15 protein-coding genes are annotated in these 17,564 nt (G+C 48.7%); 4 read left to right on the forward strand and 11 right to left on the reverse strand.

What is annotated here, in order from left to right; all coding sequences use genetic code 11:
* Positions 1 to 12: 12 nt before the first annotated feature.
* Entirely contained in the window at positions 13 to 2,079 is a 2,067-nt protein-coding gene (locus AC3WQT_RS12575; RefSeq protein ID WP_492704299.1) for a ferritin-like domain-containing protein, read from the reverse strand.
* Positions 2,080 to 2,263: 184 nt separating this feature from the next.
* Between AC3WQT_RS12575 and AC3WQT_RS12580 the strand changes: the two genes are divergently transcribed.
* The 3 genes from AC3WQT_RS12580 (at position 2,264) to AC3WQT_RS12590 (ending at position 6,257) form a co-directional block, all read left to right on the forward strand.
* On the forward strand, positions 2,264 to 2,956 hold the full coding sequence (locus tag AC3WQT_RS12580) for a DNA alkylation repair protein (protein WP_492704300.1): 693 nt from the start codon (positions 2,264 to 2,266) through the stop codon (positions 2,954 to 2,956).
* Positions 2,957 to 3,067: 111 nt separating this feature from the next.
* Entirely contained in the window at positions 3,068 to 5,737 is a 2,670-nt protein-coding gene (locus AC3WQT_RS12585; RefSeq protein ID WP_492704301.1) for a polysaccharide deacetylase family protein, read from the forward strand.
* A 49-nt stretch (positions 5,738 to 5,786) separates the two neighbouring features.
* Positions 5,787 to 6,257: an Aca2/YdiL-like domain-containing protein gene (locus AC3WQT_RS12590; RefSeq protein WP_492704302.1), complete on the forward strand. Its 471-nt coding sequence runs from the start codon at positions 5,787 to 5,789 to the stop codon at positions 6,255 to 6,257.
* A 53-nt stretch (positions 6,258 to 6,310) separates the two neighbouring features.
* Here the strand turns inward: AC3WQT_RS12590 and AC3WQT_RS12595 are convergent, their stop codons facing one another.
* The 3 genes from AC3WQT_RS12595 to AC3WQT_RS12605 form a co-directional block, all read right to left on the reverse strand.
* Complete coding sequence (locus AC3WQT_RS12595) at positions 6,311 to 7,426, reverse strand: NADH:flavin oxidoreductase/NADH oxidase (protein WP_492704303.1); 1,116 nt, start codon at positions 7,424 to 7,426, stop codon at positions 6,311 to 6,313.
* Between the two features lie 88 nt (positions 7,427 to 7,514).
* Positions 7,515 to 7,742: a DUF6500 family protein gene (locus AC3WQT_RS12600; protein WP_492704304.1), complete on the reverse strand. Its 228-nt coding sequence runs from the start codon at positions 7,740 to 7,742 to the stop codon at positions 7,515 to 7,517.
* Complete coding sequence (locus tag AC3WQT_RS12605) at positions 7,739 to 8,341, reverse strand: NUDIX hydrolase (protein ID WP_492704305.1); 603 nt, start codon at positions 8,339 to 8,341, stop codon at positions 7,739 to 7,741. Before AC3WQT_RS12605 ends, AC3WQT_RS12600 begins: the two co-directional genes overlap by 4 nt.
* A gap of 171 nt (positions 8,342 to 8,512) precedes the next feature.
* Between AC3WQT_RS12605 and AC3WQT_RS12610 the strand changes: the two genes are divergently transcribed.
* Entirely contained in the window at positions 8,513 to 9,319 is an 807-nt protein-coding gene (locus tag AC3WQT_RS12610) for a M90 family metallopeptidase (protein ID WP_492704306.1), read from the forward strand.
* Positions 9,320 to 9,363: 44 nt separating this feature from the next.
* Here AC3WQT_RS12610 and AC3WQT_RS12615 read toward each other — a convergent pair whose 3' ends face one another.
* The 7 genes from AC3WQT_RS12615 to dapC form a co-directional block, all read right to left on the reverse strand.
* Positions 9,364 to 11,349 carry an ATP-binding cassette domain-containing protein gene (locus AC3WQT_RS12615; RefSeq protein ID WP_492704307.1) on the reverse strand — a complete coding sequence of 662 codons (1,986 nt, stop codon included), beginning with the start codon at positions 11,347 to 11,349 and terminating at the stop codon, positions 9,364 to 9,366.
* A 117-nt stretch (positions 11,350 to 11,466) separates the two neighbouring features.
* A complete protein-coding gene (gene prmB / locus AC3WQT_RS12620) occupies positions 11,467 to 12,369 on the reverse strand; it encodes a 50S ribosomal protein L3 N(5)-glutamine methyltransferase (RefSeq protein WP_492704308.1) in 903 nt (300 codons plus the stop codon).
* A gap of 31 nt (positions 12,370 to 12,400) precedes the next feature.
* Entirely contained in the window at positions 12,401 to 13,528 is a 1,128-nt protein-coding gene (gene dapE / locus AC3WQT_RS12625) for a succinyl-diaminopimelate desuccinylase (protein WP_492704309.1), read from the reverse strand.
* 2 nt (positions 13,529 to 13,530) lie between these two features.
* Complete coding sequence (locus AC3WQT_RS12630) at positions 13,531 to 13,902, reverse strand: ArsC family reductase (protein ID WP_492704310.1); 372 nt, start codon at positions 13,900 to 13,902, stop codon at positions 13,531 to 13,533.
* Positions 13,903 to 13,906: 4 nt separating this feature from the next.
* Positions 13,907 to 15,049, reverse strand: coding sequence for a PilT/PilU family type 4a pilus ATPase (locus AC3WQT_RS12635; RefSeq protein ID WP_492704311.1), 1,143 nt, complete (start codon positions 15,047 to 15,049; stop codon positions 13,907 to 13,909).
* 65 nt (positions 15,050 to 15,114) lie between these two features.
* Positions 15,115 to 15,942, reverse strand: a complete 828-nt coding sequence (dapD, locus tag AC3WQT_RS12640; RefSeq protein ID WP_492704312.1) for a 2,3,4,5-tetrahydropyridine-2,6-dicarboxylate N-succinyltransferase — start codon at positions 15,940 to 15,942, stop codon at positions 15,115 to 15,117.
* Between the two features lie 73 nt (positions 15,943 to 16,015).
* Positions 16,016 to 17,248, reverse strand: coding sequence for a succinyldiaminopimelate transaminase (gene dapC, locus AC3WQT_RS12645; RefSeq protein ID WP_492704313.1), 1,233 nt, complete (start codon positions 17,246 to 17,248; stop codon positions 16,016 to 16,018).
* Between the last annotated feature and the right edge of the window lie 316 nt (positions 17,249 to 17,564).

Below are 17,564 nucleotides of genomic sequence, written 5' to 3' on the forward strand. Positions count from 1 at the left end.
CATGCTTAATCATCAGGTTGATGGTGGCAAGGCCAGGCGCAAATCATTTGGTTTTGGCATTTCCCCCGGGTTTTTGTGGCGCGTCGTCATCACCGTGCTATAGGCCGCCCAGGCCGTGTCAAACACACTGTCACCTTGCTTGAATTTGATGTTCTTGTTCAATAGATGCTCTGCATGTGGTGGTGCATCATCAAAAGTATACAAAGTCATTGTCCCGCTGGCGGGGAACAGTTGCGATGCAGAGATGGGCACGGCACAGCCGCCATAGGTCTTGCAGCGGTTATCACTTGGCGAGCTATATAGAGTGCCTGGAGGTGTAGGCTCCGGTGGTTTGCCGCACAGATTGTGTGAGCCGCGGTCTGCAGTTGCGGCGACAAGCGCTTCTTTTTCCGGTTTAACAACCATATCTATTTGAGCAAAACCACAACCACCCTGGGCCTTGCAACCGTTTGAACCACGGCAGCTATGATAAACCGCAATGGCCGCACATTGATTCTCTCCCTGTCCGGTTTCCGATTCCTTGCTGGCGTTGAAATCCAGACCCTGGCAAGAGTGGTACAAAGTATTCTTGTCTGGTAGCGGAACACTGACTGACAAATCTGGTGAACAACCTGTAATCGCCCAGCAAATCGACATACGGTCACCTGAGCCAACCATGGATGGATAAGGGAAATTCGTTTCCTTGTTTGTCCAGTATTTGTCCAGTACAGAGGTTATGCCATAAATGGCACCTGCAGATACGCTGCTTAACATCTGCACAGTTTTTGCCCCTTCGCTTTTCAAGCGATTCAGTGCACCGGCAACGTCATCAGGTGTAGGGATATTTTGTGGCGCTGACGCAGCATCGTAGTCCTTATTGGTCAACATGGAGGCAGTCCACTGATTACTTGCAACAGCATGCCATTGTTCCCAAGTCAGCAAATGATCAGCAGCTGTCTCCCCAGGATGTTCCATCTCTTTGCGGATATCCTGAAAGCGTTCATAGTGATCAAATGCCGCACTGTGAAAGCGTGCGGCAGCATCTCTGGATGGCACATCCTTGCCATCACCGTCATACGCAGGATAATCGGCTTTCAGAGCTTCGTCAGACTCACGATAATCCGGCTGTACTGCACGCAGTAATTGGGTGCGGCGGTAGTGTTTGATTCCAGCGGAATTACCTTCGCCCTGATCGGTAATGGCACACATCATGTCGATGGCTTTGTTTTGTGAACCTGCCATGCCGCCATCAAGATCTTCAGGGCCAAACAAAGTATCAAATTGCGGGTATTCTTTTTGGGGGTGACTGTCGTTCGGCTGCTTAGGTGTACTGTGGACATTGAACATGTCTTTTTGCACTGCATTGTTATCAAACAGTTTTTGCCACAGTGTCTGACCATCCGTATATTCCATACTGATGTATTTGGCATAGCATTCATACATATAACCAATAGTGCCGAACAGCGGCAGGTCAGCAAAGCCCTTATCGGGGTTCCAGTTAGCTAGTGGCACGTCGGGGAAATATTTATCAGCGTTGTGGCGTAATTCTTCGCGCGCCTGCTTTTCCGGCTGCTCAATTGCCAAAAACAGTTCTATCTGGTTGTTATTCAGCGACTCAAGATTGACCCTGACATCCTTATAGCTATTGGTATCCCTCAGATCAACAATGCAGGGTATGGCGTGCTTGTTTGGCCCGTAGCAAATCCAGCCACGCTCACTGTTTTGCAGACCAGAATTTTCAGTAAAGCTGGGGTTGACACCAATCGCCGTAGCAATATTGGCAGCCATCTGTAAATGCAGCATTTCCTGTATGAACACGCTGAAGATGACGTTGAAGGCACGCTCATTGGCCGTGCTGGCTTTTGCAGTGGTCGCCATTCCTGGCCATTGGCGGCCTTTATAATAATTATTACCCTTGGAATTGATCTGATGTGTGCCATAGATCGAATACATGGAATTCATGTACAACGGGATCGTAAATAACTCGACACTGACCGTGGCCTGGGCAATTGCCCTTACAGCAGCGGCATCGGTGTCGAATTCTGATAAGGGACGATTCTTGATGACGTGCTGCGGTGCTTCAGGTATGGCTGCGAACATGAGGCTACTCCTGCGCTGGCTTGGTATGATTGGGGGATGTGCAGATGAAATGCGGTAGTGACAAATGAGCAAAACGTAATGACTTTAACATAAAAGAATATGTGCTTGAAAGTATTTGAGTGCACCCGATTCTTTTAATACCGTTTGTTTTTCTCCGCATCTTTACAATTCTGGAGTAATCGATATGAAAGAAATTATCAGTCAATGTCAACTTGGTTTATTGCCGCTTGCTGACCCGGTACGGGCGCAAGGGATGCAAGCCTATATGAAAAACCGTTTTGAATTTCTGGGCATTCCCGCGCCAGACCGGCGCAGGGCGTGTATGGACATTATCCGGCAATTGAAAACGGCTGACGCGGACGAACTTTTACAGATCGCAAATAGCTTGTGGGTCTGTGAGCAGCGCGAATACCAGTATCTGGCAGTGGATATTCTGGCCAAACATTACCGGTGCTTGCGATTGGAGGATGTGCCAGCCTTGCTCGCTTTAGTGCAGCAAAAATCGTGGTGGGACACTGTTGATGGCCTGGCTAGTGTGGTTGGCGACTTATTGCGGCAAAATTTAACAGCGAGACGGGATATGCAAGCTGGCATGGATAAAGCACTTGAACATCCCGATTTTTGGATAAGACGCATCGCCTTATTGCATCAGTTAGGCTGGCGCGAGCAGACCGACGTGACCAGATTATTTACCTATGCCCTGGCGCTGGCAGATGAAAAAGAGTTTTTCATCCGTAAAGCGATAGGCTGGGCTTTGCGTGATTATGCCTGGCATGATCCTGTTGCCATACGAGACTTTTTGCAAAAAAACCAGGGCCGATTCTCTGGCCTGACCTATCGCGAAGCCGCTAAAAATCTGGGGAAACTGGGGAAATAGTTACAAAAAACTTTGCAGTTCCTTCCGCAGCAGCACATTAAGCAACCATACCGTATGGCATTTGCAATATGATATCGCTTGTTTGTTAATTGCCGGCCTGTATTTTTCCTGATGAAACCTCAAAAACTTATCTTGTCTGCCATCGCTGTAGTCAGCGTGGCTATCGCCTCTTATTTCCTCGTACAAAAGACTAGCACCACTCCTGAGAGCAAGGCGGTAGCTTCTCAGTCTGAGCAAAAGGATGCATTTGATCCTGCCAAATTGCCAGAAGATTTGAACGGTTTATTGGTCGCGTATCGCAAAATTATCATCTTGCTGGCAGATGAGAAAAAACTCAATGCGAAAGAACGTAATGAGGCAAATCGGGTAGGGCAGGCTTTGTTCCATGAAAATCTGGTCAGGCTCAATAATCTGGACGCTTTTTTCAGTAAATTGAAGTCACTCAGCAATGCCAAACGCGAAGCCAGCTTTGACACTATCCTGACCTATATAGAATCTGGTGAAGATTTATACGATGCAGACCGCCTCGCGTTCCGCGAAGTTTTGCTTAAGATGCAAACATTGATAGCGACAGAACAGACCCTGCCATCGATCAAGCTGCACAAGCGTGTCACTGACGATTTGAATGCACTCAGTGAAATCGAAAAAGAATACGACAAAGAACTCAAAGAAATTTTCTCGCGCTTTGAATCTCGTTCCATAGAACTGAAGCGTGAACGTTGGGATGATTACATCGCCAAGCTACGCAAGCTGTATAACCGAGAACAAATCCTAAAGGATTATGGCATCATCCTGCCTTACCCCGAAAAGCCGGAAGCAGCCGATGAGAAAGACAAGGAGATTTTCGGTCAGGGCTTACCACCAAAAACCGTAGTGTTGACTTTCGACGACGGCCCACATGCTACCTATACCGATGAAATTGCAGCGATACTCAAGCAATACAATGTGCCAGGGGTGTTTTTCCAGGTTGGCAAGAATGTAGGCAGTGTTGATGCGCAGGGCAAGGAATCGCTGAATAAAAACGCTGCAACCAGCAAAAAACTGTTGAGCGCAGGCCATGTGCTGGCTAATCATAGTTTCAGCCACGCCTTGCTGTCCAAGCAAAGCGGCAATAATCTGAATGCAGAAATTGAGCAGACAGATAAATTGCTGAAGGCCATAGACCCGGCTCGTTCTTCCTTGTTCCGTTTTCCCTACGGTGCAAAGAACAAAGAGGGCATGCAAATCCTTCACAAGCTGGGCTTGCGCTCGGTCATGTGGAATATCGATTCCCTCGACTGGGCTGACCCTGTACCTAATTCGATTGCCGGTCGTGTACTTGGCACTTTGGAGAAAGAGCAGCGCGGCATCATACTTTTCCACGATATCCATGAACGCACAGTAAAAGCTTTGCCGCTGGTACTGGATAAACTGATTGCCGATGGCTATAGCTTTGCCTCATGGGATGGCACTGACTTCAAGATTGCCAAAGGTGGCAAGCCTACGCCAGAAAAAGTCAGCATCAGTACCGACTATCAAAATAGCTGGGCTATCGTCATTGGTATCAACGAGTATGCAAAATGGCCCAAGTTGCAATATGCGGTGCAGGATGCCAATGCTATCCGCGACACTCTGATCAATCGTATGGGCTTTGCCGGCGACAAGGTATTGACACTCACCAATGCAGATGCGACCCGCAATAATATCCTCGCCTTATTCCATGAAAAACTGGGACATGGGCAATTGAAAAAAGATGACAGGGTCTTCGTCTTCTTTGCTGGCCATGGCGCAACCAGGAAGCTGAGTTCTGGTCGTAACCTGGGCTATATCATTCCCGTTGATTCTGACCCTGAGCAATTATCTGTCGATGCCATTCCCATGACAGATTTGCAGAATATCGCCGAGAGCCTCAATGCCAAGCACATTTTGTTTGTCATGGACGCCTGTTATAGCGGATTGGGGTTGACGCGTGGCGGCGGCACCAGCGCATTTCTACGCGAAAATGGAAAGCGACTGGGCCGTCAAATGCTGACGGCAGGTGGCGCTGATCAACTGGTTGCTGATGGCGGACCTAATGGTCATTCTGTCTTTACCTGGACTTTGCTGCAAGCCCTGAGTGGCAAGGCAGACATGAATGGCGATGGCATGATTACCGCAACAGAACTGGCAGCCTATATTGCACCCGCAGTATCAAGCGTATCGCAACAAACCCCTGCATTTGGCAGTTTGCCAGGTTCAGAAGGTGGTGAATTTGTATTTGAAACACGGGGAGAAGGTGAGTTCCTGAATGCAAAAACCAATCAATTGTCTGCTGACGCCATCGCCCTCAATAACAAACTTGATGGCGCAGTCAAAGCAGGTGCTGATACACCGATAGTCATCAAAAACCTGACTGGCGGTGAGCAAAAAATCGCGGCACCCAAAATGGTGGATGGCTCATCACGACAACTGGCACAAAGAGCCAATGACCATGGACTGCAATTGTATAAAGAGAAGCAATATGCACAGGCAGAAGCCGCATTTACAGAGGCGCTGAAGTACAGGCCTGACTTTGGTCTGGCGGCAAACAACCTGGGTTTTGTCTATTTCAAACAGCAAAAATATGCAGAAGCAGCGCGCTGGTTTGAAAATACTTTACAGATTGACCCATCGAGATCGATTGCCTACCTGAATCTGGGAGATGCCAGGGCGCTTTTGAATGAAAATGAGAAAGCCAAAAAAGCCTACACCAGCTTCCTGGAATTATCACCAAATAGCTCGAATGCCAATTATGTCAAAGAGGCTTTGAAAAAATTGAATTGATGCTTTTCAAGAGCGTTCAGAGATAATGAGAATTGAGTAAGGGATAAAAATGAATGGTGTGAGTTTGAAGGCTATGCGCAGCTTGCTGCATTTCAGCCAACATGAAGCTGCAGAGCTGATTGGTGGTGTCCCGGTACGGACCTGGAGTAACTGGGAAGCTGGTGCACAAAAGATACCGCAAGATGTGATATCCATGATTAATTACCTCATGACGTGTCGCAAGAAGGCTATTACAGATACGCAAGCTGCGATAAAAACCTACTACCAGCAAATGCCTCCCGGTGTGAGCAAAAAACCAGTAACGCTAGTCTGGTACGACAGTTTTGAAGACTGGTGTACTTTGCCGTATCGTGAGTCAATCATGTGGAGGCCACAGCAATCTGTAGTGGCGCATCTGATCTCGGTAGAGAACTGCAGCGTTGTACAATTTGAGGCTGCCGTATATGAAAAATGGCTGGGCAGGCGTCCAGATAATGATTCCATGCGCAATCAGTGGGCGGATGAACAGGTACTGGCCTGATGACGTCTGGCAAAGCTGCAGTATGCCGTTTTGCCAGATCGTACATGTATTGATTATCTTTGCCCTATGCGGGTGTCGCCAAACAGGTTTTTCTGATCACGTGGTTGAGAGCGCCAATACTGCTTTGGTGCATCCACTGTTGCCCCCAATTGCGCGGCTGCATGCCAGGGCCAATGAGGGTCGTACAAAATGCCACGGGCGATGGCGATGGCATCAGCTTTGCCTGTCGTAATAATTTCTTCTGCCTGATGGGCATCCGTAATCAGGCCCACCGCGATGACAGGTATGCTGCAATGCAGTTTGATCTCTTCCGCCAGATGAACCTGATAACCAGGTCCCAGTGGGATTTTTTGATCAGGTGAAACCCCGCCGCTGGAAACGTGGATAAAGTCACAGCCGCGCTTCTGTAATTCTTGGACAAAGAGTTTGCTTTGCGAGATATCCAGGCCACCTTCCACCCAGTCGGTCGCTGAAAGTCGCAAGCCAACTGCCATGCTGTCTTTAGGAACTGCGGCCCGCACGGCATCAAATACTTCCAGAGGAAAACGTAAACGGTTTTCCTTTGAACCACCGTATTGATCTGTACGCTGATTTGCAATGAGAGATAAAAATTGATGTAGCAAATAACCATGTGCTGCATGTATCTCGATTGCATCAATACCCAAGCGGTGCGCGCGTACCGCAGCATCAACAAAAGCCTGTTTCACACGTTGCAGGCCGGCGTCATCCAATGCCAATGGTACGCGCTCAGCTTGCGCATGCGGCACAGCTGAGGGCGCGACCATTTGCCAGCCACCATCTTCCAGTGCAATCAATTGACCACCATGCCATGGCGCCTGGCTAGAAGCTTTGCGTCCGGCATGACCCAGCTGTATCGCAATCGGCATGGCAGAATGCTTGCGTATCGAAGTCAATACTTTCGCCAGCGCAGCTTCTGTTTCATCTGACCATAAACCCAGATCACCTGGAGAAATGCGGCCTATCGCTTCTACGGCGGTGGCTTCCAGTATCAATAATCCTGCACCAGACAAGGCAAGCCCACCCAAATGAATAAGATGCCAGTCAGTCGCCTTGCCATCTTCTGCAGAGTACTGGCACATGGGGGCAATGATGATGCGGTTTTTTAAACTGAGTGAACCAAGCGTGATGGGGGAGAAAAGAGCGCTCATATCTTTGAGAAATGCATGAATGAAGAAAGTATTCTGATTTCTTCATTATGCCTGCGCTTTTCTTTTACTGCAGGGAGCCGCCAATTCTTCAGCTTGCTTTCAGAGCTTCAACTATTGCCTTGATTTTGACTGCCTTTTCAAAGTGATCAAACTTGTTTTCCATGATCCACCATGTGGCAGCTTCCATCAGCAATTGTGGGTCATCGTTTTTGTTGGCAAAGAACGCATAAAAGGATAGACCAACATTGCTGCCTTTTTGTTCTATTTTGTTATTGCATACTTCGGTGATCTTTTTTCTCAGAGTGCTTCTCATCATTTATTCGTATTCAATGTTAATGCGTGCAAGCCTCGGTAAAACGAGGCTATGTGCAGCGCTTGTGAAAACTCGTTGGTTTCTATCTTTTTCTGTATTTCAGAAATTGCCAGAAAGTCGAATTCTATATCTTCAGATACATCGAGCTGCTGCTCACCCTTTAAATCAATCCCGGTAGCAAAAAACAAATGAATGGTATTGGTTTGACGAGCAGGGTTGGCATGCATGATTCCTAAAAATTGCCAGTGAGTAGCGGTGTGACCTGTTTCTTCCAATAATTCTCTTTGTGCGGCAAGGAGCGGTGCCTCACCTTCTTCAATGACACCACCAGGTAATTCCAGGCAAACCTTTTTTACGCCATAGCGAAACTGCTTTACCGTCAATATACGGCCATCATCTGCCTGGGCAAACACATGCACCCAGTCTGCTTCATGGAGTACATAATAGGGTTCGATTATTTGTTTATTGGGGAGCTTGCATGTGTCTGCGGTCAGCTTTAACCAGTTATCGCTGATTAGTATCTTTGAGCTTAAGGTTTCCCAGGGTTTCATAGTAAGGCCCAGACTTGCGAAGGAAAAAATCAATCCATGATATTTTCTCATGAAATTATCTAATTCATATTATTTAATGCCATGTGATCTGATAAGCTGATTTTCAAGGGCCATGACCTTATATATTAATTGCTATTGAGTTTGACTTTGTCGCGCCCATTTGCATCTGATCAACGAATGTCAGATGCAAATCACATTCGCAATCCTGATTAGGTTGTCGACATGGAATGGTTAATTCTTATTATTGTTTTACTGGTACTTGGCATCGTTGTCCTGCCCAGGCTGCGCTTGCGTCGTGTGTTATCCCAGGCTTTTCCCTTGAATTACTCAAAAATTTTACGCAAAAACCTGCCGGGCTATACGCGCATGCCGACTGATCTGCAAATGCAGTTGAAGAAACGCATACGCCAGTTTCTCTATCAAAAAACTTTTGTTGGTTGTAGTGGTTTAGTAATCACTGATGAAATCAGGGTAACGATAGCGGGCAGGGCTTGCCTGTTGTTGTTGAACCGTGAATCAGATGTGTATCCGCAGCTTACGCATGTGCTGGTATATCCATCAGCATTTGTGGCACCCCGGACCCAAATGAATGCTGATGGTATCGTCACGCATACCAATCAGGGATTGAGCGGAGAATCATGGAGTGATGGCCGTGTCATTCTGGCCTGGGATCAGGTCGCACATAATCCCGACAATGAAGCACGGGGGCAGGATGTGGTTATTCATGAATTTGCCCATCAGCTTGATAGTGAAACGGGAACGACCAATGGCGCGCCAGCCTTGAAGTCAGCAGCAGCTTATATGGCATGGTCGACGCTGATGGAAAGAGAATATGCTCAATTACATCAGGCGATAGCCAATGATATTCCAACGGTCATTGATCCTTATGGCGCGACCAATCCGGCAGAATTTTTTGCTGTCGTGACAGAGGCCTTCTTTAAGAAAAGCCGTGATCTTGCTCACTATCATCCAGCCTTGTATGAACAGTTGAGGGCGTATTATCAGGTTGATCCATGTGACTGGGTTTGACTTTTGGTCAAAAAGCAAAGGGGCGCTGTATGCGCCCCTTTGCTTTATTCTACTGCTTCCAGAAATTCCTGCTGCTCCAGCCAGTCAGCTTCTATCTGCCCCAGTTCCTTGACGACGTAAGCCTGGTCGAGTAACAGTGTCTTCAACTTTTCCTTATTGGCATCGTTATAGATGTCGCCATCTTCCAACTGTGCATCGATGTCTTTCTTTTTGATGTTCAACTTGGCCATCTGCTCTTCAAGACGTTTGATGCGTGTTTCTATTGGTTTACGCAGATTAGCAAGGCGTGTGCGTTCGTCGGCGTCGCGTTTGCGCTGCTCCTTGTCATCAACCTTGGCAGCGGGAACAGGTTTTGCCTGTGGTAAAGCAGCTTCCTGCGCTTTGGTTTTTTCTGGCAGGGCAGGGTTGGCTTTTTCCAGTTTGTTTTTGAACAGCCAGTCTTTGTAATCGTCCAGATCGCCGTCAAATGGTTGCAGCTTGCCATCAGCAACGATGATAAACTGGTCCGTTGTGGCACGCAGCAAATGCCTGTCATGGGAGACGACTACCAGTGTGCCTTCAAACTGCGCCAGGGCATCGGTCAGGGCTTCGCGGGTTTCCAGATCCAGATGGTTAGTTGGTTCATCGAGCAGCAAAAGGTTGGGGCGCTGCCAGACTATCATTGCCAATGCCAGACGGGCTTTCTCACCGCCAGAGAATGGTTTGATGGGGCTGCTTACCATGGTGCCAGGGAAGTTGAAGCCGCCAAGGAAGTTGCGTAATTCCTGCTCACGTACATCAGGGGCAATATGGGCCAAGTGCCACAGCGGTGATTCGTCATGACGCAACATCTCTACCTGATGCTGGGCAAAGTAACCGATGGACAAACCCTTGCCAGTTTGCATGACACCGTTCAATGGTGCGATATCGCCAACGATGGTTTTGATCAGTGTGGATTTACCTGCACCATTGACACCCAAGAGGCCTATGCGCTGACCGATTTGCAGCGTGAACTTGACATCGCCCACGATTTTTTTCTCGGTGAAGCTGTGATCAGTTTCTGATTCTGTACGGTAGCCGCAATCCACATCCTCCATTACCAGCATAGGATTCGGCGCGCTCAGTGGCTCGCGGAATTCAAAAGAGAACTCGGCAGCAGCCCGCAAAGGTGCCATTTCTTCCATGCGCGCCAAGGCCTTGATACGGCTTTGTGCCTGTTTGGCTTTGGATGCCTTGGCCTTGAAACGGTCAATAAAGGATTGCAGATGGGCGCGTTTGCGGGTCTGTTTCTCCAGCATGCCTTGCGCGAGTTCCAATTGCGCTGCACGCTGGCGTTCAAAGCCAGAATAATTGCCACCATAGCGCTTGAGTTTGCGTTCATCAATATGCACGATGACATTCACCACGCCATCGAGAAAATCGCGGTCATGGGAAATGATGATCAGTGTACCTTCATAGCGCTTGAGCCAGTCTTCCAGCCAGATGATGGCATCCAGATCCAAGTGATTGGTTGGTTCATCAAGCAGCAGCAAATCGGATTTGCACATCAGCGCCTGCGCCAAATTCAGGCGCATGCGCCAGCCACCAGAAAAACTGGCGACTGATTGCTCCAGCTCATTAATCTTGAAGCCCAGGCCCAGCAGTAATTGTTCTGCACGTGGGCGCACGGTGTAGGCATCGGCATCGGCCAATGCACCATACATATTGCCGATGGCAATACCGTTTTCATGGCTTTCTGGCTGGGCTTCCAGTTCGGCCAGTTGTGCTTCGAGTTTGCGCAAGGCGACGTCACCGTCTATTGCGTAATCAATGGCGCTGCGTTCCAGTGGTGGTGTTTCTTGCGCGACGTGGGCAAGCTGCCATTTGGCCGGGAAATCAATACTGCCCTGATCAGGATGCAATTCACCGCGCAACATGGCAAACAGGCTCGATTTGCCAGCACCGTTGGAGCCGATCAAGCCTATCTTGTCGCCGGGATTGAGCGTCACATCGACGCTGTCAAATAATGGTTTGATGCCGCGCGCCAGGACGACTTGTTGAAGACGTATCATATAAACTTAATTAATGGGTAATGCAATTATTGATGCAAAAAAATGGAAAAACGGGCAAAACTGGTTTTGCCCGTCTTCAATGTACTTATTACACTGATTACACTGCGCTACACAGATTTATGCAGCGAAATTGCTCAGTTGGTCAGCCTCTACCAAAAATACCATGTCATCACCGGCACTGGTACTCAACCAGGTCAGGTTCAGTTCTGGGAAGGCAGCTTCGGCGAAGGCACGTTCATTGCCAATTTCCACCATCAGCAAACCATTTTCGGTCAGGCGTTGTGCAGCACCTGCGACTATCTTGCGCACCAGGTCCATGCCATCATCACCGCCAGCCAGGGCGATTTGTGGTTCGTGCATGTATTCCTTAGGCAGTTTGGCCATGGAACCGGAGTTCACATACGGTGGGTTGGTGATGATCAGGTCATATTTCTTGTCCGGCACATTGCTGTACAGGTCAGACTCGATCAGGGTAATGCGGTCCTGCAATTCATAGGTTGCTACATTCCGCCTGGCCACTTCCAGTGCATCTTTTGAAATATCAACGGCATCCACATGCGCCTCTGAGAACATATCGGCCAGCATAATGGGCAGACAGCCAGAGCCGGTGCACAGTTCAAGGATGTTAGTGATAGCTTCTGGATCTGTCACCCATGGTGAAAAATGTTCGGGTATCAGTTCAGCGACGAAAGAGCGCGGCACGATGACACGTTCATCCACGTAGAAATTATAAGTGCCGAGCCAGGCTTCATTTGTAATGTAGGATGCAGGCACGCGGTCGACTGCACGTCTGTCAATTACGCGCAATACGGCATCTATTTCTGACGGTAATAAATGCGCATCAAGGAATGGTTCTATCTTGTCCAGTGGCAGATGCAGAGTATGCAGCAGCAAATAAGCGGCCTCATCCAGCGCATTGGCACTGCCATGGCCAAAGAACAGTTTTTCTTTATTGAAGCGGGTGACGGCATAGCGCAACAGATCGCGCAGAGTCAGAAAGGTAGTAGCGGGTGTAGTCATATTGTTTCCGTATCGGCCAGTGGTGAGCTGATCAGGTCAGCAGGTTTTCCAGAGTGCGGCGATAAATATTCTTGAGCGGGTCTATGTATTGCAGCTCTATGTGTTCGTCAATTTTATGGATGCTGGCATTTGGCGGGCCAAATTCAACCACTTGTGGGCAGATCTTGGCGATGAAACGGCCATCAGATGTGCCACCGGTAGTGGAGAGTTCGGTTTCTATGCCAGTTTCAGCACGGATTGCATCACCCAGTGCATCGCTGAGGCTGCCTTTGGGGGTCAGGAAAGGATGGCCACCGACTGTCCATTTCAGATCATATTCCAGGCCATGTTTGTCGAGTATGGCATGCACCCGCTGTTGCAAGCCCTCAGCTGTGCTGGCAGTGGAAAAACGGAAATTGAAATCGATAACCGCTTCGCCAGGGATAACGTTGGAAGCACCAGTGCCGGCATGGATATTCGACATTTGCCAGGATGTTGGCAGGTAATACTCATTGCCTTCATCCCAGACTTCAGCCACCAGTTCTGCCATAGCAGGGGCGGCCAGATGGATAGGGTTTTTTGCCAGTTGCGGATAGGCGATATGGCCTTGTACACCTTTGATTATCAGCTTGCCTGACATGGTGCCGCGACGGCCATTCTTGATGGTGTCACCCAGTTTATCGACAGAAGTTGGTTCGCCGACAATGCAATAGTCAAGCTGCTCGCCACGTGCCTTGAGCTTTTCGCAGACGACAACTGTGCCGTCCGTAGCAGGACCTTCTTCATCACTGGTGATGAGGAAGCCAATGGACCCTTTATGACCTGGATGGGCAGCCACGAATTCTTCTGTCGCCACCACAAAAGCGGCAATCGAAGTTTTCATATCGGCTGCACCACGGCCATACAGCTTGCCATCTCTGTGAGTAGGTGTAAATGGCGCAGACTGCCATTGCGCTACGGGGCCAGTAGGTACAACATCAGTATGACCGGCAAACACAAGCAAAGGCTGGGTCTGACCACGTCTGGCCCATAGATTGGTTACGTCACCAGATTGTATGGTCTCGCATTGGAAGCCGAGAGGTTCCAGCAGGGCAATCAGGGTGTTTTGACAACCCTTGTCTTCAGGTGTGACCGAATCCAGCGCAATCAGCTGTTCAGTCAGGGCAAGTGTTTTGCTCATGTTTACTTATGGAAAATGGACTGGTATTGCGGCACAGAAAAACCGACATTCACTTGCGATTTGCCATCATTATTGATCAGCAATACCGGGCGTTTGATGACAGATGGTTTATCCAGCATGAGTGCAATGGCTTGCTCAGTATCTGTGGCAGAGGATTTTTCTTCGTCACTAAGCGCCCGCCAGGTGGTGCCTTTGCGGTTGATCAACACATCCAGGCCTTGATGCTCCAGCCATGTTTCTATGGCGGCGCGGTTCAAGCCTTGTTTTTTGAAATCATGAAATTCAAAAGCCAGTTCCTGCTCTTGCAACCAGGTACGGGCTTTTTTAACGGTGTCACAGTTTGGAATGCCAAACAGGGTAATGCTTCGCGTCATACTTTTATACGTTCAGGGTAAATTCTGTGAAAGAAGCTTCTTCTTTGGTTTCTGGCTCTGGCTCTGGTTGAGGCGCTGTAACGCTTGCGGCTTCATTGTTCAGCAGCCATAACAAGTTATTGGCAGAATCAGAATTGGCCAAGCCTTCCTCCTGCGTGATCAAACCTTCCCTGATCAAATGCATGAGGGCGCGCTCAAAGGTTTGCGAACCAGGTGACAAGCTTTTCTCGATAGCTTCCTTGATCTGGAAGATATCGCCTTGCTCTATCAACTCAGCCACATAGCGGGTGTTGAGCATGATCTCGACTGCAGGGGCACGACCACCGTCTTTAGCGCGTATCAAGCGCTGCGAGATAATCGCGCGTATGGATGACGACAAATCCAGCAGCAATGCACTACGCGTTTCCATAGGAAAGAAACTGATGATGCGATTCAATGCCTGATAACTATTATTCGCATGCAGGGTCGCCAATACCAGATGGCCGGATTGCGCATAGGCAATCGCTGCCATCATGGTTTCCAGATCGCGAATCTCACCAATCAGGATGCAGTCTGGTGCCTGACGCAAGGAGTTTTTCAGCGCCGTTTTCAGACTTTCAGAATCGCTGCCAATTTCACGCTGGTTAACGATGGATTTTTTACTGCGGAACAAAAATTCTATCGGGTCTTCCAGCGTCAGGATATGGCCGGTCTTGACTTCATTCCTGTGATCCAGCATGGATGCTATCGTAGTTGACTTGCCTGAGCCGGTCGAGCCGACCAGCAAGATCAAACCACGTTTTTCCATAATCAGCTCAGCCAGTACCGGTGGCAAATGCAGGGTGTCAAGCTTGGGAATATCACCAGGCACATAACGGAAGACAGCAGATATGGAACCACGCTGACGGAAGGCCGAAAGACGGAAACGACCTATGCCTGGTGCGCCGATACCGATATTCAGTTCGTTTTTTTCTTCCAGTTCCTCCATATGCTCAGACTCTACTACCTCACTGAGCAGCGACAGAATGTTTGCCTGGTCCATCTTCTGCTGATTGATAGGGAGCAGATTGCCATTGATTTTCAAATGTATGGGCGAATTCATCGCGAAAAACATGTCAGAAGCCTGTTTTTCCTTCATCAGTTGAAATAACCTCTCCATCGCTGCCATGATGTTTCCCTAAGCTGAGCTAATTATTAAAAGAATAATGCAAGAACGACGCAAAAAGTACTAAATCAAGCGCCACGCAACAATTCATTGATGCTGGTTTTCGAGCGTGTCTGTGCATCGACGCGCTTCACAATCACTGCGCAATACAGGCTGTATTTGCCATCAGCAGATGGCAAATTACCGGAAACAACAACAGAACCTGAGGGTACCCGGCCATAACTAACTTCGCCAGTGGCGCGGTCATAAATCTTGGTGGACTGACCGATGTAGACGCCCATGGAAATGACGGAATTTTCTTCAACGATCACACCTTCAACGATTTCTGAACGTGCACCGATAAAGCAATTGTCTTCAATGATGGTCGGGTTGGCTTGCATAGGCTCCAGTACGCCACCGATGCCAACGCCACCAGACAAATGCACGTTTTTACCAATTTGTGCGCAAGACCCGACAGTCGCCCAGGTATCAACCATCGCGCCTTCATCGACATAAGCGCCGATATTGACATAAGAAGGCATTAACACCACGTTTTTTGCGATAAAGCTGCCACGGCGTGCAACTGCAGGTGGCACCACGCGGAAGCCGCCTTTGACGAAGTCTTCTGCCGTGTAATTGGCGAACTTGGTTGGCACTTTGTCGAAGAACTGCATATGATCACCAGAAGGCATGCAGATGTTGTCTTCCAGACGGAAAGACAGCAATACAGCTTTTTTGATCCATTGATTGACTTGCCAGCTACCCTCAATTTTTTGCGCAACGCGCAGAGTGCCGGCATCAAGTTCACTCAGTACATGGGCAACTGCCTCGCGGATTTCTGCAGGCGCAGATTTTGGTGAGAAATTTGTGCGGTCTTCCCAGGCTTGATCAATGATTTGCTGTAATTGTTGAGTCATGTTGAGTGTCTTCAAATGAAAATGTAAAAAATAAAAACCGAAATAATCTTGTGTCTACTGTTTGGCTACAATATCAGACTGTTGCCGAATTAAAATTCTTGCAAAAGCTGACTATCCTTTGTGCCGCTTCCAGGCATTCTTCAGGCTCAGCCACCAAGGCCATGCGTATGCGGTTTTGCCCAGGGTTGATACCATGAGCCTCACGCGCCAGATAACTACCGGGCAGAACTGTTACATTATATTCCTCGTACAGGCGGCGGGCGAACTCCGTATCTGATAAGCCCATGGCATCAGGAATTTTTGCCCACAGGTAAAAGGCAGCGTCAGGCAGTTTTACGTCCAGCACTTCCTGCAAAATCGGTGTGATCTGGGCAAATTTGCGTATGTACTTGTCGCGATTTTCTTGCACATGCACTTCGTCATTCCATGCCACAACTGAGGCAGCCTGTATATTCGGGCTCATGGCACTGCCATGATAAGTCCGGTACAGCAGGAATTTCTTGATGATTTCCGCATCGCCGGCTACGAAGCCGGAGCGCATGCCAGGTACATTCGAGCGTTTTGACAGGCTGGACAAGGTAATCAGGCGTTGATAATCATTCCTGCCCAGTTCACGTGCGGCTTGCAGACTGCCCAGCGGTGCTTCGGCTTTGAAATAGATCTCGGAATAGCATTCATCTGCAGCAATAACAAAACCATAACGGTCTGACAAGGCAAATAACTCTTTCCAGTCATCCAGATTCAATACTGCGCCAGTGGGGTTGCCGGGAGAGCAGATATACAGCAGCTGTACGCGTTGCCAGGTGGATTCAGGGATGCTCTTATAGTCAGGTGCAAAATTGCGTTCAGGGTCAGCATTGGCAAAATAGGGCTCAGCTCCGGCCAGATACGCTGCACCTTCGTAAATCTGATAGAACGGGTTGGGGCATACCACTAATGGCAGCCCATTCTTGCAGGCGCTGGGGTCGATGACGGTTTGCGCCAGGGCGAACAAGGCTTCGCGTGAACCGATGACAGGCAAAACCTGAGTCGCAGCATCCAATGGAGGTATGCTGTAACGGCTTCCCAGCCAGGCAGAAATGGAGTTACGCAAGGCATCCGAGCCAGCGGTGGATGGGTAACTGGCCAAGCCTGCCATATTGTCGACGATGGCATCCTTGATCAAAGCGGGAGTAGGGTGCTTGGGTTCGCCTATGCCCAGACTAATGGCTGGAAACTTGGCATTCGGTACAACATCGGCGAACAGGCGTTTCAGTTTCTCGAACGGATACGGCTGCAACTTACTGAGATAAGGATTAAATGTCATTTTTTCGAATTGTTGTCGATGCCAAACAGATTTTTAGCCAATTTCTCTGGCCTGCTGGCCGTATTCCGGCATTTTATTTGGTCTGCTTGTGCTTGTTACTTCTTATTTGCAATCCGTATTATAGCGTCCTGAGGATTCTATAGAGAAAGGCTTTCACCTGTACTTGCGTGAAATACTGATTAATATGTAAATTGTGTCATAAGTTTGAAAACTGAAAATTTTGCTCTTACGATGGTATGATGCAGCGATACAGGAACGCGGCTGGCATTGATGGCCTTGGCATATATACGATACGCGGTAGATTTGACTGCAAAAG

This window comes from Undibacterium sp. FW305-107, assembly GCF_058788535.1.